The 20,510-nt window shown below is 71.6% G+C and carries 19 protein-coding genes and 2 pseudogenes; 10 read left to right on the top strand and 11 right to left on the bottom strand.

What is annotated here, in order from left to right; all coding sequences use genetic code 11:
* Positions 1–8: 8 nt before the first annotated feature.
* A complete protein-coding gene (locus tag J2S55_RS44710; RefSeq protein WP_306874083.1) occupies positions 9–746 on the top strand; it encodes an SDR family oxidoreductase in 738 nt (245 codons plus the stop codon).
* Between the two features lie 28 nt (positions 747–774).
* Here the strand turns inward: J2S55_RS44710 and J2S55_RS44705 are convergent, their stop codons facing one another.
* Positions 775–2,172, bottom strand: coding sequence for an NAD(P)/FAD-dependent oxidoreductase (locus J2S55_RS44705; RefSeq protein ID WP_306874081.1), 1,398 nt, complete (start codon positions 2,170–2,172; stop codon positions 775–777).
* Positions 2,173–2,322: 150 nt separating this feature from the next.
* Positions 2,323–2,964: a response regulator gene (locus J2S55_RS44700; protein ID WP_306874080.1), complete on the bottom strand. Its 642-nt coding sequence runs from the start codon at positions 2,962–2,964 to the stop codon at positions 2,323–2,325.
* Between the two features lie 390 nt (positions 2,965–3,354).
* On the opposite strand from J2S55_RS44700, the gene J2S55_RS44695 reads away from it, so the two are divergent.
* From J2S55_RS44695 to J2S55_RS44680, 4 genes are all read left to right on the top strand, one after another.
* Positions 3,355–4,332 (top strand): oxidoreductase, encoded by a 978-nt coding sequence (locus J2S55_RS44695; RefSeq protein WP_306874077.1) that lies wholly within the window; start codon positions 3,355–3,357, stop codon positions 4,330–4,332.
* Positions 4,333–4,429: 97 nt separating this feature from the next.
* Positions 4,430–5,236, top strand: coding sequence for a hypothetical protein (locus J2S55_RS44690; protein ID WP_306874074.1), 807 nt, complete (start codon positions 4,430–4,432; stop codon positions 5,234–5,236).
* A 169-nt stretch (positions 5,237–5,405) separates the two neighbouring features.
* The gene (locus J2S55_RS44685; protein WP_306874071.1) at positions 5,406–6,248 is read left to right on the top strand and encodes a TetR/AcrR family transcriptional regulator; all 843 of its coding nucleotides are present in this window, start codon (positions 5,406–5,408) and stop codon (positions 6,246–6,248) included.
* 109 nt (positions 6,249–6,357) lie between these two features.
* A complete protein-coding gene (locus J2S55_RS44680; RefSeq protein WP_306874069.1) occupies positions 6,358–7,380 on the top strand; it encodes a hypothetical protein in 1,023 nt (340 codons plus the stop codon).
* 16 nt (positions 7,381–7,396) lie between these two features.
* On the opposite strand, the gene J2S55_RS44675 is transcribed toward J2S55_RS44680, so the two are convergent.
* From J2S55_RS44675 to J2S55_RS44665, 3 genes are all read right to left on the bottom strand, one after another.
* Positions 7,397–8,296 carry a GNAT family N-acetyltransferase gene (locus tag J2S55_RS44675; protein WP_306874066.1) on the bottom strand — a complete coding sequence of 300 codons (900 nt, stop codon included), beginning with the start codon at positions 8,294–8,296 and terminating at the stop codon, positions 7,397–7,399.
* A gap of 161 nt (positions 8,297–8,457) precedes the next feature.
* Positions 8,458–9,714 carry a relaxase domain-containing protein gene (locus J2S55_RS44670; protein WP_306874063.1) on the bottom strand — a complete coding sequence of 419 codons (1,257 nt, stop codon included), beginning with the start codon at positions 9,712–9,714 and terminating at the stop codon, positions 8,458–8,460.
* A 228-nt stretch (positions 9,715–9,942) separates the two neighbouring features.
* Positions 9,943–10,425 carry a nucleoside deaminase gene (locus tag J2S55_RS44665; RefSeq protein WP_306874059.1) on the bottom strand — a complete coding sequence of 161 codons (483 nt, stop codon included), beginning with the start codon at positions 10,423–10,425 and terminating at the stop codon, positions 9,943–9,945.
* Positions 10,426–10,693: 268 nt separating this feature from the next.
* On the opposite strand from J2S55_RS44665, the gene atpB reads away from it, so the two are divergent.
* Together atpB and J2S55_RS44655 are read left to right on the top strand one after the other, a co-directional pair.
* The gene (gene atpB, locus J2S55_RS44660) at positions 10,694–11,467 is read left to right on the top strand and encodes a F0F1 ATP synthase subunit A (RefSeq protein WP_306874055.1); all 774 of its coding nucleotides are present in this window, start codon (positions 10,694–10,696) and stop codon (positions 11,465–11,467) included.
* 265 nt (positions 11,468–11,732) lie between these two features.
* Complete coding sequence (locus J2S55_RS44655; RefSeq protein WP_306874052.1) at positions 11,733–12,551, top strand: putative protein N(5)-glutamine methyltransferase; 819 nt, start codon at positions 11,733–11,735, stop codon at positions 12,549–12,551.
* A gap of 219 nt (positions 12,552–12,770) precedes the next feature.
* Here the strand turns inward: J2S55_RS44655 and J2S55_RS44650 are convergent, their stop codons facing one another.
* Positions 12,771–13,136: a hypothetical protein gene (locus J2S55_RS44650; RefSeq protein WP_306874049.1), complete on the bottom strand. Its 366-nt coding sequence runs from the start codon at positions 13,134–13,136 to the stop codon at positions 12,771–12,773.
* A gap of 79 nt (positions 13,137–13,215) precedes the next feature.
* On the opposite strand from J2S55_RS44650, the pseudogene J2S55_RS44645 reads away from it, so the two are divergent.
* Positions 13,216–13,689: pseudogene (locus J2S55_RS44645) on the top strand (recombinase family protein); the annotation flags it as partial.
* A gap of 166 nt (positions 13,690–13,855) precedes the next feature.
* On the opposite strand, the gene J2S55_RS44640 reads toward J2S55_RS44645, so the two are convergent.
* Together J2S55_RS44640 and J2S55_RS44635 are read right to left on the bottom strand one after the other, a co-directional pair.
* On the bottom strand, positions 13,856–15,202 hold the full coding sequence (locus J2S55_RS44640; RefSeq protein WP_306874047.1) for a serine hydrolase domain-containing protein: 1,347 nt from the start codon (positions 15,200–15,202) through the stop codon (positions 13,856–13,858).
* Positions 15,199–15,447 carry a hypothetical protein gene (locus J2S55_RS44635; protein ID WP_306874046.1) on the bottom strand — a complete coding sequence of 83 codons (249 nt, stop codon included), beginning with the start codon at positions 15,445–15,447 and terminating at the stop codon, positions 15,199–15,201. The genes J2S55_RS44640 and J2S55_RS44635 overlap by 4 nt, the downstream gene beginning before the upstream one ends.
* A 171-nt stretch (positions 15,448–15,618) precedes the next feature.
* On the opposite strand from J2S55_RS44635, the gene J2S55_RS44630 reads away from it, so the two are divergent.
* On the top strand, positions 15,619–16,554 hold the full coding sequence (locus J2S55_RS44630; protein WP_306874045.1) for a GbsR/MarR family transcriptional regulator: 936 nt from the start codon (positions 15,619–15,621) through the stop codon (positions 16,552–16,554).
* A gap of 483 nt (positions 16,555–17,037) precedes the next feature.
* Here the strand turns inward: J2S55_RS44630 and J2S55_RS44625 are convergent, their stop codons facing one another.
* Together J2S55_RS44625 and J2S55_RS48590 are read right to left on the bottom strand one after the other, a co-directional pair.
* On the bottom strand, positions 17,038–17,691 hold the full coding sequence (locus tag J2S55_RS44625) for a hypothetical protein (RefSeq protein WP_306874043.1): 654 nt from the start codon (positions 17,689–17,691) through the stop codon (positions 17,038–17,040).
* An 88-nt stretch (positions 17,692–17,779) separates the two neighbouring features.
* Positions 17,780–17,977 (bottom strand): annotated as a pseudogene (locus J2S55_RS48590) (DUF4158 domain-containing protein); the annotation flags it as partial.
* A gap of 253 nt (positions 17,978–18,230) precedes the next feature.
* Here J2S55_RS48590 and J2S55_RS44620 point away from each other — a divergent pair.
* On the top strand, positions 18,231–19,268 hold the full coding sequence (locus J2S55_RS44620; RefSeq protein WP_306874040.1) for an ASCH domain-containing protein: 1,038 nt from the start codon (positions 18,231–18,233) through the stop codon (positions 19,266–19,268).
* A 184-nt stretch (positions 19,269–19,452) separates the two neighbouring features.
* Here the strand turns inward: J2S55_RS44620 and J2S55_RS44615 are convergent, their stop codons facing one another.
* Positions 19,453–20,442, bottom strand: coding sequence for an IS481 family transposase (locus J2S55_RS44615; RefSeq protein WP_306874038.1), 990 nt, complete (start codon positions 20,440–20,442; stop codon positions 19,453–19,455).
* Positions 20,443–20,510 lie beyond the last annotated feature (68 nt).

Genomic DNA, 20,510 nt, shown 5'->3' with positions numbered 1-20,510 from the left:
GGATGATCATGAACACTCCAGCAACCCGCGTCGCGGTCGTCACCGGAGGCTCGCGCGGCATCGGCCGTCAGGTGGCCGAACGCCTGGCCGCCGACGGGTTCGCCGTCGTGGTGAACTACGTCGGCAACCAGGCCGAGGCCGAGGCCGTGGTCACCGCCGTCACCGGGGCCGGGGGCCGGGCGATGGCGGTCCGCGCCGACGTCGCCGACGAGGCCGCGGTGGCCACGCTGTTCGACGCGGCCGAGGAGACCTTCGGCGGCGTCGACGTCGTCGTGCACGCCGCCGGGGTGATGCGCCTGTCCCCGGTGGCCGAGCTGGACCTCGACGACCTGGACCGGATGCACCGCACCAACATCCGCGGCACCTTCGTCGTCGACCAGCAGGCCGCCCGCCGGGTGCGCGGGGGCGGGGCGATCATCAACTTCTCCTCGTCGGTGCTGGGCCTGGCCCTGCCCGGATACGCGGCCTACGCGGCGACCAAGGGCGCAGTCGAGGCGGTGACCCTGGTCCTCGCCCGCGAGCTGCGCGGCCGTGACGTCACCGTCAACGCCGTCGCCCCGGGGCCCACCGCCACCGCGCTCTTTCTGGACGGCAAGGACGAGGAGACCATCGCCAGGATGGCGGCCCAGCCGCCGCTGGAGCGCCTGGGCACCCCCGATGACATCGCCGAGGTCGTCGCCTTCCTCGCGGGCCCCGGCCGCTGGGTAAACGGCCAGGTCATCCGGGCCAACGGCGGCATCGTCTGACCCGCGCCCGGTGCTCCCCGCCGGCCGTTCAGGCGGCCGGGCCGCCCGGAGCGCGGCCCGCCCCGGCGGAGGCGCCCGCCTCGGGCGGGGCGCCGGTCGCGGCCGGGGCGCCGTCCCCGGGGGAGGGGGAGGCGCTGGTCCCGGGGGAGGTGCTGGCGAGGGGCACCTCCTGGCCGTGGACCAGGTCGAGGTGGACCGTCTGGCGCGGCAGCAGCGCGTCCAGCAGCCAGTTCCCGGCGATGCGCGCCCGGCCGCCGGGCACGGCCAGCAGGTGGTATCCCCGGGTGACCGCCTTGGCCGGGAGGCCGGACAGCGGCACGCCCAGCGGGTTCGCCGCGGCCTTGGCCCCGCCCAGATCGACGACGAACCCCAGGTCGTGGTGCTCGTACGGCAGGCGCTCCGCGCGGCCGTAGGAGGCGGCGACGTTGTGCGCGGCGCGCTTGCCCTGACGGCTGGCGTGCTGGGCGGTCATCGGGGTGTATTCACCCGGCCTGGTCAGGTCCGGCACGGCGGCCGCGTCCCCGCAGGCGAAGATCTCCGGGTGGCCGGGGACGTTGAGATACTCGTCCACCAGCAGCCGCCCCTTCTCGGTGGCCAGCCCCAGCGACTGCACGAGGGGGTCGGGCCGTACGCCCACGCACCAGATCAGCGAGCGGGTCGGCACGGACTCCCCGTCGGAGAGTGTGACCCCCTCCGAGGTCGCCTCGGCCACGCTGGTGCCGGTGCGGACCTCCACCCCGCGCTCGGCCAGAGTGTGGTGCGCGGCCTGTGACAGGCGCTCGTCCAGCTCGGGCAGGATGCGCGGGGCCAGGTCGGCGAGGATCCAGCGGACGGGCTGCTCGCGCAGGCCCGGCCGGCGCTTGCGCGCGTCGAGGGTCAGCAACTGCCCCTGCGCGGCCACCTCGGTGCCGGTGTATCCGGCGCCCACGACGACGAAGGTGCAGCGCGCCTGCCGTTCCTTGGGGTCGCCGGTGGCGTCGGCGAGCTCGATCTGGCGGATGAGATGGTCGCGAAGGTAGAGGGCCTCGGCGATGCTGCGGAAGCCGTGCGCGTGCTCGGCCACCCCGGGGACGGGCAGGAGCTTGTTGACGCTGCCGACCGCGAGTATCAGGCGGTCGTAGCCGAGGTCGCGGGGCCTGCCCTCGGGATCGGTGCACCTCAGCCGCCGGCTCCGCACGTCCACGGAGTCCACCGTGGCGAGCAGGTGCCGCACCCCGGGGCAGCTGCCGGACAGCGGGATCGCGACCTTGCGCGGGTCGAGGATCCCGGCCGCCACCTCGGGCAGCAGCGGCAGGTAGAGGAAGTAGTCGGTCGGGTTGATCAGGACGATCTCGACCGCTCCCCGGGCGATCCGGGAGAGGGTCCGCGCCGCGGTGAAGCCCGCGAACCCCCCTCCTACGACGACGACTCTCTGCCGTTCGGCCATGCCCGTGGTCCTTCCCGGTCGCGGAGTTCCAGCTCATAGCCGCGTGCCCTTTTTACGACGGATCAAGCATCCGTCCGAGGGGCTCCGGTGTCACCGCGTCCACGCGCGCCGTCCGGCCGCTCCGGTGTCACGCCGTCCGGCCGCCCGGTCTCATCTCCAGCGGTCGGCCTTCAGCCGTGCGGCCAGGGCCGCCGCCTGGGTGCGGCGCTCCATGCTGAGCTTGGACAGCAGGTTGGAGACGTAGTTCTTGACCGTCTTCTCGGCCAGGTAGAGCCGCTCGCCGATCTGCCGGTTGGTCAGGCCCTCGCCGATCAGCTCCAGGATGTGGCGCTCCTGCTCCGACAGCGCCTGCAGCGGGTCCTTGCGGGTGGCCTGCTCGCGCAGCCGCGCCAGCATGGCGGCGGTGGTCTGGGGGTCCAGCAGCGACTGGCCGGCCGCCACCGTCCGTACGGCGCCGACCAGGTCCGAGCCGTGGATCTGCTTGAGCACATAACCCGACGCGCCCGCCATCACCGCGTTGAACAGGGCCTCGTCGTCGGCGAAGGAGGTCAGCATCAGGCAGGCCAGCTCCGGTGTCATGGAGCGGACCTCGCGGCAGACGTCCACCCCGCTGCCGTCGGGCAGGCGCACGTCCAGGACCGCGACGTCCGGCCGCAGGGCGGGGATGCGGGCCATGGCCGACTCCGCGGTGCCGGCCTCGCCGATCACCTCGATGTCGCCCTCGGACTCCAGCAGGGCGGCTACGCCCCGGCGCACCACCTCATGATCATCGACGAGGAAAACGCGAATCATGTCCTGAACGCTAGCGCTCCCGCGGGAGCGCCGGTAGGGACCAAGGTCCCGGGTCTCACCACCCGATGCGGCGGCCGGTGAGTCGCGGCGCCGATTCTCCCCATCCTCCCGATGCCCACCGGGTGGCGCGTCGCCGGCGGCGGCGTGCCGCGCGCCGGCCTATCGCAACTATTAGTTGCGATGGAGGGCGGCCTGTGGCAGGCTCGGCCCATCGCAACAAGGAGTTGCGATAACGGGCGGCCCTGCCGCGGGTACGGCCGGCGCGGCGTCGTCCGCGAGAAGGCGCCCGCCGCGCCGGCCCGGCATCCGCCCACGGAAGGAGACAGCCATGCAGACCGCCCTCACCGGCGCGTTCGCCGTCGGACCCGCAAGCTCGGGGGAGGGCCGGGCATGACGACGGCATCCCGCGCCGCGCGGCACGGGCACGGCGCCTCCCCGGCGTGGACCTTCGGCTCCATCCCCGACCAGTCCGGACGCCTGGCCGTGGTGACCGGCGCCAACAGCGGCATCGGTCACGTCACCGCCCGCGAGCTGGCCCGCCGTGGCGCCCACGTGGTGCTTGCCTGCCGTGACCCCGGACGCGGGCGGCTCGCGCTCGACCGCCTCCGGGACGAGGTGCCGGGCGCGCGGGCCGAGCTGCGCCGTCTCGACCTGGGCAGCCTGGAGTCGGTCCGCGAGTTCGCCGCCGCGTGGGACCATGACCGGCTCGACCTGCTGGTCAACAACGCCGGCGTCGCGATGGTGCCCCTCGCCCGGACGGCCGACGGGTTCGAGTCGCACTTCGGCGTCAACCATCTGGGCACGTTCGCGCTCACCGGCCTGCTGCTGCCCCATCTGCTCGCCGCGCGGGCTCCCCGGGTGGTCACCGTCAGCAGCGAGGGCCAGCGCTTCGCCCGCTTCGACCTGGCCAACCTCAACGCCGAGCGCGGCTACAGCGCGATCTTCGCCTACGTGCAGTCCAAGCGGGCCAACCTCTACTTCGCCGTCGAGCTGCAGCGCCGGGCCGCGGCGGCGGGCCCGGCGCTGCGCAGCATGGCCGTCGCGCCCGGCCTCACCCGCACCAACGTGCTCACCGGAGGTGCCAACACCGGCCGGGGCAGGCTGTATCGGACCCTCGTGCCGCTGCTCGTGCGTTCCCTGTTCCGGCCCACCCCCGAGGGTGCCAGAACCTCCCTGTACGCCGCGACGGTCCCCGACCTGCCGGGCGGCTGCTACGTCGCCCCCGACGGGTTCCTGGAGCTGCGCGGCGACCCCGTGACCCGCAACGGGCACCGGGCCGTCCACGACGCCGCCACCGCGCGCCGCCTGTGGGAGATCTCGGAGAGGCTCACCGGCGTGCGCTACCGGTGGCCGGCGGACGCCGCGTGATCCGCTTCACGCGGTCGTGGTGATGATTTATCAAATCATGATCTTAGGTGTCATGAAATGAGTAAAGCCGAGGTAGATCAATAAATATCATCCTTCCATGAAGAATCACGGGGTGGCGAGGATGGCGTTGGCGGGATGCCTGGCGGCGACGCTGACGGGGTGCGGGGTGCTCGGGGAGCTGGCCGCCGACCAGGCGGTGATCACCGCGAGCCAGCCGTTCCGGGGGTCGCCCGCGGAGAAATTCGCCGAGGGGATCGGCGGCATCGTCGTCCCCGAGGCCAGGCCGGTGAAGAACTTCTCCGCCAAGGACGTCCGCTCGGCCTTTCTGACCAGCAGGCGGATGTTGGGGGCCGCCCACCTCGACAGGCGGACTCTGCTCGGCGGGAAGCCGGAGGCCTTCGCCGAACTGCTCGACGCCGAGCAGCGGAAGTTCTTCCTGCGCGATCTGGACCACAAGGACCAGAAGAAGAACACCCGCAGCTGGGTGACCAGTTTCGCCCCTGGCTCGGCCGAGTTGGTCGGTGAGGCGGTCAAGGTGCAAGGGAAGATGGCCGCCGAGTCGGCCGTCGACGAGGACGGCGGGCCCCAGCTCCGGGTGAACTACGAGGCCCGGTTCGTCTACGCGCTCCGCCCGGCGGCCAAGAGCGGCCCCATCGTCCGGGTGATGGTCTACGTCAAGGCTCGGCACGAGTTCTGGCGGGATGAGCCGGGCGCCCGGCTGCGCAACTGGGACGGCGAGAGCGTCGAATTCTGGTCGGCGGGGACGGAGTGCGAATCTCCCGACGGGTTCCTACGGCCTGACTACACGGGCGAGGGAGGCGGGGGCGGCCCGGTGGACGACGCCTACGACGACAAGGCCGCCCCGCTCAAGGAAGGTGAGTGCGGGACGGTCGACGAGGTCTGACCCTCCACGCCGCGGTACGGCTCCCGCCTGCCGGCGCCGCGGGTCCGGGGCGCGGCATGATCGGCGCCGCCCTGGCCGGTGACCCGGTGGCGGGCCCGTCCTCCCTGATATCTTTAGGGCATAAGGAGATGGCTGGGGAGAGCCGGTCCAGGCCGTAAGGAGCTGCGAGTTGGTCGTCTTCGCCGGCCAGGGCGACGCGCGCCGTTCGATGGCCCTGCTGTGGCGTGTCGCCAAACCCGAGGGGGCGCGGACCGCTCCCGGGCCCAAACCGGGGCTGAGCGTGGACGTGATCGTGGACGCGGCGATCGCCGTCGCGGACGAGCAGGGGATGGCCGCGCTGTCCATGCGCGCGGTGGGGGAGCGGCTCGGGCGTACGGCCATGGCCCTCTACACCTACGTCCCCAGCAAGAGTGAGCTGGTCGACCTGATGTACGACCGGGTCCTCGCCGAGCTGCCCGCCGACTACGGGCGGGCGGCCGGCTGGCGGGCGGCCGTGACGGCGTGGGCGGACGACGTCTGGGCGTTCTACCTGCGGCACCCGTGGGTGCTGCAGGTGTCGCAGGCGCGGCCGGTGCTGGGGCCCAACGAGTACGTCATGCTGGAGACGGTGCTGCGGATCCTCCACGGGGCCGGGCTGGAGGCCGGGACCGTGCGGCGCGTCGTCGGGACGCTGTTCCACTTCGTGCGCGGTGCGGCGCAGACGATCGCGGAGGCGCGGCAGGCACCGGCGGCGACCGGGGTGTCGGACGAGGACTGGTGGTTCGCCCGGGCGGCCCTGCTGCAGGAGGTCGCCCCCGACTTCGCCGGGCGGTTCCCGATGGTGGCCGCCTTCGAGAGCGCGTGGGCGCGCCGGCGGGACGACGAGGACGAGGACAGGGACGAGAGCGTCCCCTACCTGGAGCGTGAGGCGAAGGAGACCTTCCGGATCGGGCTCACCGTCATCCTGGACGGGATCGAGGCGGCCAGGGACCGGGCCGGGGCCGCTCCCGAGGTCGGCGCCGGCGGGCGGTAGCCGGAGGATCCCCGCCCGGCCGCCGGGGCGATGATCTCCCCCGCGTGGGGGAAGGGCGTCCCTCCGGGTGGGGAGGCGCCCGCCGTACGGCCGCCGCAGGATTGTGATCATGTTGAGTCGAACAGTGCGTGGACGGCCGTCGGCGGCCGGCGGGCCCGCGCCGGGTGCGCCCGCGCGGGCGGACGGGCTGACGGGGGCCGCCCTGGGCCTGGTGGTCCTCTACGGCGCCCTCCGGGTCCACTGGCAGTCCGGCCACATGCCGGAGCATCTGTCCCCGGTCGGTCCCGACCTCGTGGTCTTCACCGGATGGTGGGCCGTCGTCCTGTGCGCGCTGGCCGCGCTGGCCCTGACGGTCATGATGACGGCCCGGCTGAGCGGGCTGCCCCGGCGGTTGCTGCTGGTGGGGGCGGGGGCGGTGAGCACCGCGCTCGTCGCGGCGGGGGCGCTGCTCCTCCTCGACGTGGTCGGCGGGATCCTGCCGGGGCTCGGGGTGGGGTTCTACCCGCTGGGCGCGCTGAGCAGGGCGGCGTGCGTCGGCTCGGGGATCCTGCTCGGGCGGGCGGCGCGGACCTACCGGCGCGGGACCCGCCCGGGCTGCGCCGGGTGCGGGAGTACCGAGACGTCGGCGGGCCGGCTGGACCGCACCCCGGGCTGGGCGTTCTGGGCCGCCTACGCCGCGGTCGCCGGGTGCCTGGTCAGGATCATCGCGCAGGTCTGCGTCGGGTTCGACGAGTCCCCGTTCGCCGGTGGCGTCTCGATGGTGCTGTTCGAGATCGGGTTCCTCCTCGGCGGCCTGCTGCTGCCAGCGGCGCTGGTGCACGGCTGGGGGCGGGTCTGGCCGCGCTGGGTGCCGGGTCTGGCCGGACGGCCGGTCCCGCGCCGGCTGGTGCTGTGGCCGGCCGTCGGGGTGTCGGGCGGGCTCGTGGTGTATTTCGGGCTGATGTTCCTGACCATGGTTTTCGAGCGGCTGAACGGCCGCGCCCCGTTCCCGCCGGAAGGCGGGCTGGACCTGCCAGAGATCTTCTTCTGGGCCGCTGTGCCGGGCTATCTGATCTGGGGCGCCGGGATGGCCGTCGCGGCGCTGGCCTACGCGCGCCGTACCCGTCTGCCCTGTGGGACCTGCGGCCGGTGAGCCGGGCCGCCGGGCCTCAGTGGTCGCGCACGAAGGAGACGTTGCGGGCGTAGGGGCGGAACCCCAGGGCCTGGTAGGTCGCCCGGGCTGAGGGGTAGTCATCGTCGCCGCGGGCGCAGACGCGTGCGGATCCGGCTCCGAGCCGCCGGGCGGCGTGCAGGGCGGCGAGTGTCGCTGCGCCGGCCAGGCCGAGACGGCGGTGTTCCGGAGCGGTCCCGACCGGCTCCAGGACGGCGCAGTGGTTGTGCCCGTCCAGCCAGACGAGGCAGAAGGCCGCGGGCGTGCCGTCCGGTGCTTCGACGAGCCAGTCCAGCTCCGTGCGGTAGGGCCAGGCGCGCATGACCTGGAGGTAGCTGTCGGCGGTGACTCTGGAGGGGGGCAGGCCCGGCAGTGAGAACGCGGCCCGGTGAACGGCGGCACGGGCCTCGGCGTCGTCCTCGCCGCGCACCGGGCGCAGCGTGTATCCGTCCGGGACCCGGGGCCGCGGAAGGTCGTCGAGGCTCCGGCGGAGGTGGATGAAGAACGGCCCCGCGGCCCGTTCCCGGTATCCGTGCTCGCGCAGGGTGTCGATGAGGGCCGTCTCGGCGTCCAGGAGCGTGACCGTGCGCTCTCCGTCGTGAGGCGTGCCGTCGAACCAGCGCAGGATCTCGCCCGCCAGCTCCGGGTGCGCGGGGTCGAGATGCAGGTCGAGGCGGCCGGGTGGGCGGGCCCACGCCCAGGCGACGACCTCCGGCCCGGCCTGCCACAGGGATGTCCGCCACTCCGGCTCCCGGCCGATGTGCTGGAGGCGGAGCCAGGCGAGCTCGCCGGCATGCCACCGGCTGGCCGGCGACCACAGCCGCTGGGTCAGTGACTGCATCGAGCGCAGGTCGGCCGGGCCGGTGTAGAGCCGCTGCTGGTATCGCGTCTGTCGCATTGGTGGACGATAGCCGAATGATCGTCGGCCGTGGCGCCGCCCGTCCGGGAGGACGGCCGGGCCGTCGGCGGGCCTGCCGTACGCCCCGCCGCCGGAGGCCGGCGATGGAGCGGGGGCGGTGACGTCCCGGGACGGGCCGCGCGGGCTGGGACCGCCTGCCGTCAATGAGATGTGCGGTGGGGAGGGATGAGGTAACACTGGCTGTTGCTGAGGACGGAGGGCCGGTCGGCCGGCACCGGTACGGCGCGCAGATGGGTGAGGACCTCGTCGGTGAGGCGCTCGGCGTCGGGCAGGTCGGCGACGCCGTCCGGCATGGCCTGCAGCACCTCGCGCAGGACGTTGACCCGGGCGGCCTCGTCGTGGTGCGCGGTGACCCCCCGCTCGGGCCGTACCACCCACCGGGTGATCTGTGCCGTGCCGGGGCGGCGCGGCGGCCGGAGGGCGGTGCTGAGGCACTGGGTGACCAGGCGGGCCGGATCGACGCCCAGCTGCCGGACCTGGCGGCGCCAGGCCGCGCGCACGTCGCAGAAGTGAAAGGACGTGCTCGGCGTGGCGGGCGCGTCGCCGGGGGCGGGCTCGATCGTCCCGTCGTCCTGGCCGGTGCCGTCGGGGTCCTGGGGCCGCGCCTGCCGGTGGGCCGGCGGCGTGTGCTGCTCGGAGAACAGCTCGCGCACGTGGGCGGGGACGGCGTCGACCTCCCACAGACCGCGGTGCGGATCGAGGGCCCAGCCGAACCCGAAGCGCTCGGAGGTCATGCGGCGCACCCGGGCCTGCAGGTAGGCCTGCGCGAGCAGGGCGTGGCGGCGCAGGTCGCGGCCGCCGCCGCCGGCGACCGCCGACCACCGGCCGTCGCGGCCGCGCACCATGTTGGCGATCATGAGTTTGGCGTGCAGCCGGGGGGCGGGCAGGATGCGGCCGGCGGGCAGGGTGAGATATCCCCACACCACCCACCCCAGCAGCCCGCTGCCCTGGATCCGGGCGGCCGGCCGCCCGGCGCCGTTGCCGCCGCGCAGTCCGTAGGCGGTCCACTGCTCCAGGACCGCCACGGTCTCGGTCACCGCGGCCGCCACCGCGTCCTCCAACTGCAGGGCCAGGTGGTGCGGGGCCAGCCCGTGCAGCACGCTGACGGACCGCGGAAGCCCAAGAGTGACCTGATGGCCGTGGTTGCCGGCGCGGACCAGCCGCCGCCCGGTGCGCGGATCGCGGCCGTCCATCAACGCCCGGGCGATCGGGCGCTGCTCGGCGCTCAGGACGGTGCCGGGCTGTAGACCGAGATCGCGCAGGCCGTTGCCGGCCCAGTTCAGGGTGCGCTGCCCCGGCTGGCGTCCCTGGCGGGTTTCGTGCAGGAGCAGGTGGCTCTGCCGGAGCCGGTGCTCGACGCTCCGCATGGATCCTTCGATGGCGTGCAGGCGAGCCATGGCGAATCCCCCCAAGATCACAGAAGATTGTCGGATATTTTTACTTCATCCGTCAATGTTGTGTCTATGGGCGTATCCGGCAGGGCCGTCTCGCGCTGTCACGGGTGGAGGCGGGACGGCTGCTCTGAACACGCGGGGGAGCGCGGAGGTCCGCGGACGCGGGTGGTCCGGACGGGGGCGGGGCCGGACGGGCCCCGCGTCCCTCGGGGCGGCCTGCCGCCGCCTCCCTCAGGACGGGCCGGTGTGGAAACGGCGGTGCAGGTCACGCACCTGCTCGGCGAGATCGGGGACCGGTCCCTCGACCACGAGACCGGGGACGATCTCGTTGATGGGCAGGGTCCGCACCGGAGGCGCGGGGACGCCCAGTTCGGTGAGCCAGGCCGCCAGCTGCTCGGAGGAGCTCACGTACACGATGCGGCCCAGGCCGACCCAGCCGTGCGCGGCGGCGCACATCGGGCAGTGCTCGCCCGAGGTGAAGACGGTCGCCGCCGCCCGCTCCCCGGGGGTCATGTTCGCCGCGGCCCAGCGCGCCAGCTCGAACTCCGGATGGCGGGTCCGGTCGCCGGAGGCCACGCGGTTGTGGTCCTCGGCCATGACGGTGCCGTCCGCGGCGACGAGCACGGAGCCGAACGGCTCGTCGCCCACCCGCAGGGCCTCGGCCGCCAGTTCCACGCAGCGGCGCAGGTGCCGCAGGTCGGCGTCGTTCACCATGATGACCTCCCTGAATGTGATCTTCAGCGCAATGCTAGGCCCTGGGCCCGTCCGGTCGCCCGCACCGGGGAGGCGGTGCCGGGCGTGGTCCGGTGCCGCGCCCGGCACCGCCGGCGGGGTACCCGCGCGGTGCCGCGCGTCCGCCGGGCCGCCGGCGGGCGCGGCGCGCCGCAGCCCCATGATCATGATGTTGACCCGCAGGGGAATAGCCGGGCGGCAGGCTTTGTGAAAGCTTTCACAAAAGGTCATCCCTCCGAAGGAGCCGTCAATGAGGCCGTCCGACGACTTCCAGGCCCCAGGTCTCGACCTGTTCCACTTCCCCCCGCTCTGGCCGGGCGCGCCGTACTGGCTGACCAAACCGATCCTGATGGCCGGGGTGGGGATCATCCTGATCTGCGCCCTGCTGTGGGCGGCCTTCGCCAGGCCGGCGCTGGTACCGCGCGGCCTGCAGAACATCGCGGAGATGGGCTATCTGTTCGTCCGCGAGCACGCGGCCAGGCCCTTCCTCGGCAAGGACGCCGACCGCTGGATGGGCCTGCTGCTCAGCATCTTCCTGCTGACCTGGATCTGGAACCTGATGGGCGTGATCCCGCTCGTCCAGCTCCCCGTCACCTCCTTCCTGGCCTTCCCCGCGGTGATGGCTCTCACGGTCTACGTCATCAAGATCTACGTGGGCGTCCGCAAGTGGGGAGCGGGGGCATACGTCAGCAACCTCATCCCCCGCGGCCTGCCCAAGCTCGCCTACGTCCTGCTGATCCCGCTGGAACTGCTGCAGAACTTCGTGACCTCGCTGTTCACCCACATGCTCCGGCTGGCCGCCAACATGTTCGCCGGACACCTGCTCCTGGCGTTCTTCAGCGCGGTGGGCTTCTGGTTCCTGTTCGAGCGGCCCACCCCGCTGGGTGTCCCGGTGGGCGTGCTCGGCGTGGTCATGGCCATCGTGATGACCGGTTTCGAGATGTTCATCCAGTTTCTCCAGGCATACCTCTTCGTGCTGCTCACTGCCATGTTCATCGGCGACTCGCTCGATCCCGAGCACTGAGGAGGCCCCGGCGAGCGCCCCGGGGCGGTGGGAGGCCGGCGGGCGCCGCCGGCCGCTCGCCGCGCCGGCCCCTCCCCGGGCCAGGCCGGGGGCCGTCCGCGCGGTGGCCGGGCTCTGGTAGCGTTTCGGTCCTCAGCAGTGAACGATCGAGGAGGTGAGACCCATTACCGCTGTATCAGTCTGGGTGCTCCCATCTCACAGCCGTGCGGTCCCTCTGCCATAGGTGACCGCGGGAGCGCCCATCGGCATCCCGAAAGGTCTTCCTGTGTCGGTCTCTCCCTCCCCGCTGCCTCGATCCGCCGTCATCACCAGACTCCGCTCCGCCGGCTGTGTCTTCGCCGAGGACGAGGCGGAGTTGCTCATCTCCACGGCCCGGACGCCGGCCGACCTCGCCGACATGGTGGACCGGCGAGTCGCCGGCCTGCCCCTGGAACACGTCCTCGGCTGGGCGGAGTTCTGCGACCTGCGGATAGCCGTGGACCCCGGGGTCTTCGTCCCCCGCCGCCGCACCGAGTTCCTCATCGACCAGGCCGCCGGCCTCGCCCGCCGGACCGCCGGGTCCCGGGCCGTCGTCGTCGACCTGTGCTGCGGCTCCGGCGCGATGGGCGCCGCGCTGGCCGCGGCCCTGGACGGGGCCGAGCTGCACGCCGTCGACATCGACCCCGCCGCGGTGCGGTGCGCCCGCCGCAATCTCGCCGCCGTCGGCGGCCAGGTGTACGAGGGCGACCTCTACGGGCCGCTGCCCGCCACGCTGCGGGGCCGCGTCGACGTGCTGATCGCCAGCCCGCCCTACGTGCCCACCGAGGCGATCAGGCTGCTGCCCCCGGAGGCCCGCATACACGAGCCGCGGGTGGCGCTCGACGGTGGCGCGGACGGGCTTGACATCGTGCGGCGGGTGGCCGCCGCGGCGCCGCTGTGGCTGGCGCCGGGCGGCCGCCTGCTGGTCGAGACGGGCGAGCACCAGGCGCCGCAGACCGTCGAGGCCATCGCCGGCAACGGGCTGATCCCGCAGGTGGTCGGCTGTGACGAGCTGAACGCCACCGTCGTCATCGGGACCATGGGCCGGTCTTCCACGCCCTCCTGACCTGTGGACGCCACTGTCGTCATCGGGGCCGTGGGCCGGTCTTCCGCGGCCTCCTGACCTGTAGCGGTGTGGTCTCCTGGCGGCGTACGGCGGGCCGCACCCGCCGTACGCCGCGGCCCGCCGGACCGGTCCCCTCCGGTGGGGAGGCGGCCGGAGTACGCCGGAAAGACACCGCCGAGGCTGTGTGCTGCCCGGGAGTGGCGTCTGAAGTGCTGAGACTTAGATCTCAATAGGTGCATGGCCTCCTCGCCGCGTAAGCCGTTGACCGCAGGTCCCGTCCGGACTGCCCTGCGCCGCTTTTTGCGCGAGCGGGCGGCCGAGACCCGCGCTTTCCCCGATGATCCGGTCCTCGCCCGGCTTGCCGCTGTCCGCTGGCTCGCCGCCGAACTGGACCTTGTCACCCGTGAGCTCGTGGTGACCGCCCGACGGGGCGAGCGCCGCTACTCCTGGCGGCAGATCGGCGAGGCGATGGGCACCTCCGGCCAGGCCGCCGGTAAATGGGCGCGATCGCGCGGTCTTCCCGTCGAGGAACCCGCCGCTGGCCACGCCGTTGAGGAGGGGCGGGCGCTCGTCGCCGCGCTCCATACCCGTCATCACCTCGGACGGCCCCCTGGTATGGCAGAAAGGGGCCGCGGAGGTGTGATCGGCTGAGGCGTCTGACGACCGGCCCGCACTGCTGAACGCGCTGTCCCACATCCGCGACGGCGACCTGCTGACCGTCCAGGAGGTCGACCGCCTCGGCCGCAACCTCCTCGAAGGGCTCATTGTCCTCAACGACCTGTTCCAGCGCGGCGTCGGCGTCAAGGTGCTGGAGGGCATCGCGGCCGGCGAGCACACCAAACGCTCCCTGATTCTCGACCTGGCCCTCGCCCTGGCTGAAGACCGCCGCCGCGACATCACCCGCAAGACCAAGAACGGCCTGGAGGCCGCCCGCAAACGCGGCAGGGTTGGCGGCCGCCGACCGGTCGTTGACGACGACAAACGCGCCGCCATCCTCGCCCGCCGTCAGCGTGGTGAATCAATCCGCACCATCGCCGCCGGCGTTAAAGTCTCGATCGGCGTCGTCCATAAGACCATCACGGACGCACGGCTCGACACTCAGCGCGCCGTCGCGGCCGACGAGGACACCGTTCGGTGACCAGGCCCGACGCCTCTGGAGGAGCGCCGTGCCGCTGCCGCAGATCCCGCTCGTCGACCCACGTGACCTGGCCGAGCGGGCTGCAGCCGCTACGAGACTCCTCCGGGCATGGAGAAGAAGAGGGCTGATTCCTGGATCGCGCAAGCCGTACACATGCCCCTCGAACTCACTCGCTCCGGGGGTGTACCCGGCAGTTCGTGTGAAGATACTGCGCCTGCCCATCCACGAAGTCGTAGATCGCCACAGTCTGGGTGTCCTCCAGAGGATCGCTCGGCGGCATCAGGAAGTGCGTCTCACTGACCGGCAACAGCTCGTAGGTGATGCGCTCCGGCCGCCCGAAGAAAGCCGCCTGCACGGGGTCGAGGAAGGTGGCCAGCCGAAGCCCGGCACTATCGGCACTCACCTCGAACCGAGTCCCCGGCCGCTCATAAACACCCACGTAGCGAGCCGGGTCGAGCCTGAGCCCAGGATCCGGGTCAGGTAGGCCGGGAATCTCGCCGGCACCCAAGTCCCCCAGAAGCTCGTTGAACACCTTGTGGTACATGCTCTCCCGGGGCCCGCCGTTGGTCAGCATCACCAGGGCAAGACCCGAGTCCGGCAGGATGCGGAGGCGAGCGTTCTGACCGATGGTGCTGCCGTCATGCGCGTAGACGGTCTCGCCGTACCAGTCGCACACGATGAGGCCGAGTGCCCACTGCGGGCCGAACATGTAGGGATCGGGGACGGGGACACGGGAGGTCATCATTTCGCGGACGGCGGAGGCCGAGACGATGCGCGCGCCGTTCGGCGCCTGTCCGCCGTTGAGAAGGACGTGCGCCAGCGCGAGCACCTCGCGGGCCGTGGAATTGATGTTGCCGCCGGGACCGAAGGAGCGCGGCAGGTAGTCCACGGGCGTGACGATGGGGCCTTCCTCCAGGGAGCGAATCAGGTGTCCTGTCGCGGCCCGCGCCGGGTCCACCTGCTCGCGCCAGCTGGTCGTGCTGGTCAGCCCCATGGGGGAGAAGAGACGCTCGTGCATGATGGCGTCCCAGCGGCTGCCGTCGAGCACCTCCATGACGCGCGCGAGGATCGCGTAGCCGAGGGCCGCGCTGTAGCCGTGGGTGTGGCCGAGCGGGGCGAACTGGGGTGCGTCGGCGATGTTGGCGACCACGTTCTCGTAGACATCCTCGTCCTCGCCGGGGTCGCCGATGTTCTCCTCGATGCCGTTGGTGTGGTTGAGGAGGTGTCGGGGGGTGACACGCGCGGTGACGTCGGGATCGGCGACGTGGAAGTCTGGCAGGTAGGTGCGCACCGGCTCGTCCAGGTCGACCTTGCCTTCGTCGAGGAGTTGCATGAAGGCCAGCGCGGTCCAGGTCTTGGTCAGGGAGCCGCACTGGAAGATCGTGTCGGTGGTGGCGGGCTGCCGGGTGGTGACGTCCTTGATGCCGTACGCGAAGTCGGTGATCTCTCCGTTCCGCAGGATGCCGATCGTGGCGCCCGGGACCTGGTAGTCCGTCAGGATCTCCTCGATCATCGTGCCAGACCCACCGCGTTGGCCGCGTCGGCCTGGAGATACTCCGTTCTGGCGGCGGAGCCTGCGTAATCGTCGAAGAAGGTCCGTACGGCGTCGATGGAGTCGTGGACGATGATGTTGACTGCTCTGGTCCCGTCAGTGCTGGCCACCGCGAGCGTCCACTTCGCTCCCTTGGGCAGGCGGCCGTGCGCCTTCTTCAGCGCATCCCAGAACCGCTTCTCGTCGGTGATCGTGGATATGGCCATGACGTGCATTTCACCCTCCAATGACGTTTCCAACAGAGTGAAAGCTATGTTGCATTTTTGGTCTCGTCAACACAATGACCTGGATCTGTGGCTATTGTTGCAACAGGTATGGCGGGAAATGCAATGCCGTTCGTTGCAATGAGATGCTCGTGAAAGTACTGGAGGCCAACAATGCCCGGGAGCAGGCTGACCCACGATGAGCGTCAGCAGATCGCGCTGTGGCTGGCAGAGGGGGTGGGCTACGCCGAGATGGGCAGACGGCTGGGCAGACCGACGTCCACGATCTCGCGGGAGGTGGCGCGCAACTCACGCTCCGGCGGCTACCTCGCCGATCGTGCCCAGCAAGCCGCCGCGAAGCGCGCGCGCCGCCGTAGGATCACCCAGCCCGAGCCGCCGCCGTCGGCCGACGAGCGGGTGCGTGAGTTCGTAGAGGAGTTCGCGGTCCTGCTGTCAGGGACCGGCCTGCAGCGGATGGCCTCTCGGGTCTTCGCCAGCCTGCTCACCGCGGAAGCCGGCGGCCTCACCGCGGCCGACCTGGTGAAACGGCTGCGGGTAAGCCCAGCTTCGGTGTCCAAGTCCATCGGCTACCTGGAGACGATGGAACTGGTGGGGCGGACCGCCGCCCCCGGCGGGCGGCGGGAGCGCTACACCGTCCACGAGGACGCCTGGCTGCGGGCTTGGCAGGCCGACACCAGGGCGCACGCGAACGTCACGGAGGCCACCCGGCGCGGGATCGAGCTCTTCGGCGCCGACACGCCCGCCGGGGTCCGGCTCGCCCAGATGAATCACTTCTTCGCCAGGCTCAGCGAGCAGATGCACGGCAGCAGCCTCACAGACGCCGCCGTGCGTGACGCCCTGACCGTCATCGCCGCACTGGTGTACGGCGCGCGAGCGCTCACCCTGGACGAACTCGCCGCACCCCTGGAGTGGCCACCCGAGCGCGCGGCCGAGGCTCTCGACACGATCGATCGGCATCCGGCCCTGGCCGACCCGCTCATGCTCCAGGCCGGGGGCGGCACCTACACGATGGAGCCCAGCCCCGACCGGCTGACCGCCGCCCAGCGCGAAGCGCTCCAGGCCCGCTTGCTGGAGCAGCCTCAGCCCTGAAAATGCTCCCCGGGACTGGTGAGATGAGGGGGCCGCTCGCCACTGGAAGGAAGACGCGGCGGATGTTGCCACCATCGCAGGGCACGTCCCAGCCGTGGAGTTGATCCACCACGGTCCGCCCGCGGACTTGGCAACATCAATCGGGAGATGGAACGGCAGGCTACCACCATGGCCTCCTCAGCCGCCGGCCTCCCGCTGCTGCTCTACCGATTCCTCACCCCCCACCGGCGACATGAGCGCTGGGACCGTCCTGAGCAAACTGGCCGAGATCGCCGGACACGTCGGTGAGCTCGCCGGCCAGAACTGGGTCGGCATGGACGAGGGACGAGACCGCCGGCCGGCGCAAGGCCCTCGCGGATCTGGAGGCCGCTGCCACCTTCCGCCGCACCGTGACCCTCACCGACTGACCGGGTTTGTGGATACCTCGACAACACCAGCCGCATCAGAACGGTCAGCGGCAATAGCCCGTGCCCCAACGGCTCGCTAACGCCACTGACCGATTGGTTGCTGCTCAAAGCCCGAGACCGCCTCGTGCGCGCTGGCCAGCGTGTCCACACCACCGGACTGCTCCAGGGTCTTCAGCACCAGCCGTCCGGCCCGCTCAGCCACATCCTGCACCGTCGGCGCCGCAACCACCACCGGGGCCACGGCGTCCGGCGCGACGGTGCCGCCATCGCCTGTCGGGGCAGTGGCCGGTGTCATGGCCTCCGGCACCACCGACAGCACGTCACCGAACACCACCAGCAGCCGCTCGGACTCGGCCCGGTGCGCCGCCCGCAACGCCTCCAGATGCTCGCGGCCCTTCTTGTGGATGGCCGCGATCCGTTTGCAGAACATCGTCACCACGTCGTCGCGGACCCCGGTCGCGGCCGTGTGCACGAAGCTGGCCGGCAACGTCAACTGCTTGTCGGTGCCCACCTTGCGCATGTCGGCGACGTCGGTGACGTGCGCCTCCCCTGCGAAGTGCCCGACCTTCCCCGGCGGCACGCCCTCCAGCCAGCCCCGGGTCGGCCCGATCGCCTCGATGTCGGCCAGCAGCGCCAGCCGCTGTTTGAACTTGCTCAGCGACGCGGCCTTGGCCACGTCCTTCAGCCGATCGAACTCGCTGCGCCGAGTCACCGGGTCCACGACCAGCAACCGGGCCAGCCGCGCCCGCGTCCAGCCGTCCCGCCACGGTCTGGAAGAACCCGATGTTCACCTCGGTGTGGATCGACACGGCCATCGCGTCCAGTGTGGTGTAACCCGGCAGCTCACACCGCTGCCGGATCAGCTCCTCCAGCGCCACGTTGATCAGGTCGGCCGGGTCGTCCTTGGACCGCACCGCCTCGCGGATCGCTTCCTCGGCGATCCGCCGGATCCGGGGCGCGTCGTACACCACGCCCAACCGCTCGCGGACGAACGTGCGATGTCGACTGGCCGACATCGGCGCCGCCCCACGACGACGATCACTCTAACGACCGGCTTTCAGGCCCCGCGGTGTCTTTCCGGCGTATTCCGGCCGTCCCCCCGGTGCGGCGGCGCCGGGCCGGGGGTGCCGAAGGCTGTCGTGCCGGGGCCGGCGGGTGCGCGCCCGGGCGGGGCGGTGCCGCGTGTTTTTCACGGATGACGGTCGCATTGTCCGCCGCCGCGACTTGCCGCCCGAATTTTGTCGGATAGCTGCCGTAGCGTGATGTCTCGTGAGTGATCTGTCGGCAAGTCAGATATTGAGCTCTCGAGAGGAAACGCGTCTCCGGTTCAAAGAGGCGCGCCGTGAATTGGATTGGGCCAAAGGCCGCTACGGCCGGGCCCAGGACGCGGTCGAGGCCGGTAAGGGATCGGCGTTCGAGCTCAACCAGGCGCGCCAGTCGTGGAGCTGGGCGCAAATGGAATGGGTCCGTGCGCTGATCGCCCGTGAATCGTCCCAAGACGGATTATGGTGGCCGGACATGCCCGGAGCCGAGGATTCAACGCCGGGTGCCAGGTGGCCCGCGGGCATTCCCGTCGCGCTTTCCGAGGCCCGTCACCAGGTCGAACAGGCCACCGACGGATACGAACGGATCCGCCGGGGCAACGGATCACGCGCCGATCTCATCCGGGCGCGCCGGGTCTGGGCCATGGCATTGACGGCATGGGCCCAGGCGTTGATCGCCCGGGAAGAAGCGCGCGACCGTCTACGGCTCGTGGTGTGTGATGACTGGGAAATGGGCGGTTCGCAGATCGCCCTCGACGACGTATCCGGGAGCGACGGTATTCCGTGGCCGGATGCGCCGTTCCCGACAGCGGCGGATGCGCCGCCCCGGATACATGAGCTCGTCCCTCATGCCCGGGAAAGCTCCCGGGCCGATAACTCCGCGCTCCGCGATCATCTGCCCCGGGGCAAACCCATGCCCCCCGGACGGGTGAGCCGCTCGCCGTTCGTGATGAGCGTTTCCGAGCGCCGTTTCCGGCTGATCGTGGCCGGCCGGGTGACGGTGCTGCCCGAGATCGCCTCACCCCCGGTGCGCCGGCTCCGCGCCGGTGACTACCTGCGGATCTCCTGCGGCACGGTGGTGGAGCACTGCGAGCAGGTCCGGCGGGTGGAGCTGTACACCGACTTCGACAGCCTGCTGGCGTCCGAGGGGCCGATCCGGCTCGATCCGGACCAGTCCCACCACCAGCAGCTGGCCATGCTGCGGGGCCGCTACGGCTCGGGCAAGGAGGCCCGGGGAGTGCTCGCCATCGACATCGGTCCGTGAACGAGATCGGTCCGTGAGGGGCGTCGGTCCGTGAGCGACATCGATCCGTGAACGCGGGGAGACGGACGCTCCCTCCGGGCCTCCGGGCTTCGGGCTCCGCGGGCCCCGTCCGGAATGTCCCGCGGCCGCCGGAGGGAGGTTCCCAGCCGCCGGAGGGAGGCCCCCGGCGGCCGGTGACCTGTGGCTAGCTGTATTGACCTGAGAGGTTAGGAACGCGGCTGGCGGGTGGGTGGCCGCCGAGTGCGGTGTGTGCTCGGTGGTGATTGTAGGCGTGGAGCCAGGGCTCGAACGCGTGCCGGCGTTCCGGTTCACTGATGTAGGGCCGGGCGTAGGCCCACTCGTCGGCCAGGGTGCGGTGGAAGCGCTCGACCTTGCCGTTGGTCTGGGGCCGGTAAGGGCGGGTGCGTTTGTGGGTGATGCCCAAGCCGGTGAGGGTGTCACGCCACAGGAAGGACTTGTAGCAGCTGCCGTTGTCGGTCAGGACCCGGCGGACGGTGATGCCCAGGCCGGTGAAGTGGGCGTGGGCGCGGTGCCAGAACGCGGCGGCGGTTTCCTTGGTCTCATCGGGCAGGATTTCGGTGTAGGCCAGGCGGGAGTGGTCGTCCAGGGCGGTGTGCAGGTAGCTGTAGCCGATCTTGGGTTTGCCGTGCTTGTAGCGGGCGGTGGTGGTGGCCTTGCGGTGGTGGTGGCCGGTCTGCCGGTCGGTGACGCGGTGGCCGCCGCCGTCGGGGATGTTGCCGAGTTTCTTGACGTCCACGTGCACCAGGTCGCCCGGCCGGTCGTGTTCGTAGCGGCGGATGGGAAGGGCGGTGGCGCGGTCCAGATGCCGCAGCCGGGCCAGCCGGTAGCGCGACAGGACCCGGTGCACGGTGGAGGGGTGCAACCCCAGCAGGTAGCCGATGCGGGCCGGTCCCCACCGGCGTGTCACCCGTACCTTGATGATCCGACGTTCGGTCCGCGTGGGCAGGCGGTTAGGACTGCGACGCGGCCGGGAGGATCGGTCTGCCATCCCGGCGCGACCGTGTGTGCGGTAGCGGTCGGCCCAGCGTTTTGCCGTGCTCACCGCTACCTGGAAGCGCTCGGCGGCCCGTCGCAGGGGCCAGCCGTCCTCCACGACGCAGCGGGCCAGGCGAAGCCGCCCGAGTTCGGTCAGCGGAGCGTTACGGTGGGGCATGAAGGGCCTCCGAGGCTCGGCGTAGATGTCGCAATCCACACCGAACCCGCAGGCCCTTCACTTTTCAA

This window comes from Streptosporangium brasiliense (assembly GCF_030811595.1).
GTDB classification, from domain to species: domain Bacteria; phylum Actinomycetota; class Actinomycetes; order Streptosporangiales; family Streptosporangiaceae; genus Streptosporangium; species Streptosporangium brasiliense.
Note: the sequence above shows the minus strand (reverse complement) of the source record. Positions and strands in the feature narration are given on the sequence as shown.

What these genes read in the sequence shown, in the direction of transcription:
- J2S55_RS44710 (WP_306874083.1), top strand. Translation starts at nt 9, where the DNA reads ATGAACACTCCAGCAACCCGCGTCGCGGTCGTCACCGGAGGCTCGCGC.
- J2S55_RS44705 (WP_306874081.1), bottom strand. Translation starts at nt 2,172, where the DNA reads ATGGCCGAACGGCAGAGAGTCGTCGTCGTAGGAGGGGGGTTCGCGGGC.
- J2S55_RS44700 (WP_306874080.1), bottom strand. Translation starts at nt 2,964, where the DNA reads ATGATTCGCGTTTTCCTCGTCGATGATCATGAGGTGGTGCGCCGGGGC.
- J2S55_RS44695 (WP_306874077.1), top strand. Translation starts at nt 3,355, where the DNA reads ATGACGACGGCATCCCGCGCCGCGCGGCACGGGCACGGCGCCTCCCCG.
- J2S55_RS44690 (WP_306874074.1), top strand. Translation starts at nt 4,430, where the DNA reads ATGAAGAATCACGGGGTGGCGAGGATGGCGTTGGCGGGATGCCTGGCG.
- J2S55_RS44680 (WP_306874069.1), top strand. Translation starts at nt 6,358, where the DNA reads ATGTTGAGTCGAACAGTGCGTGGACGGCCGTCGGCGGCCGGCGGGCCC.
- J2S55_RS44675 (WP_306874066.1), bottom strand. Translation starts at nt 8,296, where the DNA reads ATGCGACAGACGCGATACCAGCAGCGGCTCTACACCGGCCCGGCCGAC.
- J2S55_RS44670 (WP_306874063.1), bottom strand. Translation starts at nt 9,714, where the DNA reads ATGGCTCGCCTGCACGCCATCGAAGGATCCATGCGGAGCGTCGAGCAC.
- J2S55_RS44665 (WP_306874059.1), bottom strand. Translation starts at nt 10,425, where the DNA reads ATGGTGAACGACGCCGACCTGCGGCACCTGCGCCGCTGCGTGGAACTG.
- atpB (WP_306874055.1), top strand. Translation starts at nt 10,694, where the DNA reads ATGAGGCCGTCCGACGACTTCCAGGCCCCAGGTCTCGACCTGTTCCAC.
- J2S55_RS44650 (WP_306874049.1), bottom strand. Translation starts at nt 13,136, where the DNA reads ATGGAGCGCGGCGACGAGCGCCCGCCCCTCCTCAACGGCGTGGCCAGC.
- J2S55_RS44640 (WP_306874047.1), bottom strand. Translation starts at nt 15,202, where the DNA reads ATGATCGAGGAGATCCTGACGGACTACCAGGTCCCGGGCGCCACGATC.
- J2S55_RS44635 (WP_306874046.1), bottom strand. Translation starts at nt 15,447, where the DNA reads ATGGCCATATCCACGATCACCGACGAGAAGCGGTTCTGGGATGCGCTG.
- J2S55_RS44630 (WP_306874045.1), top strand. Translation starts at nt 15,619, where the DNA reads ATGCCCGGGAGCAGGCTGACCCACGATGAGCGTCAGCAGATCGCGCTG.
- J2S55_RS44615 (WP_306874038.1), bottom strand. Translation starts at nt 20,442, where the DNA reads ATGCCCCACCGTAACGCTCCGCTGACCGAACTCGGGCGGCTTCGCCTG.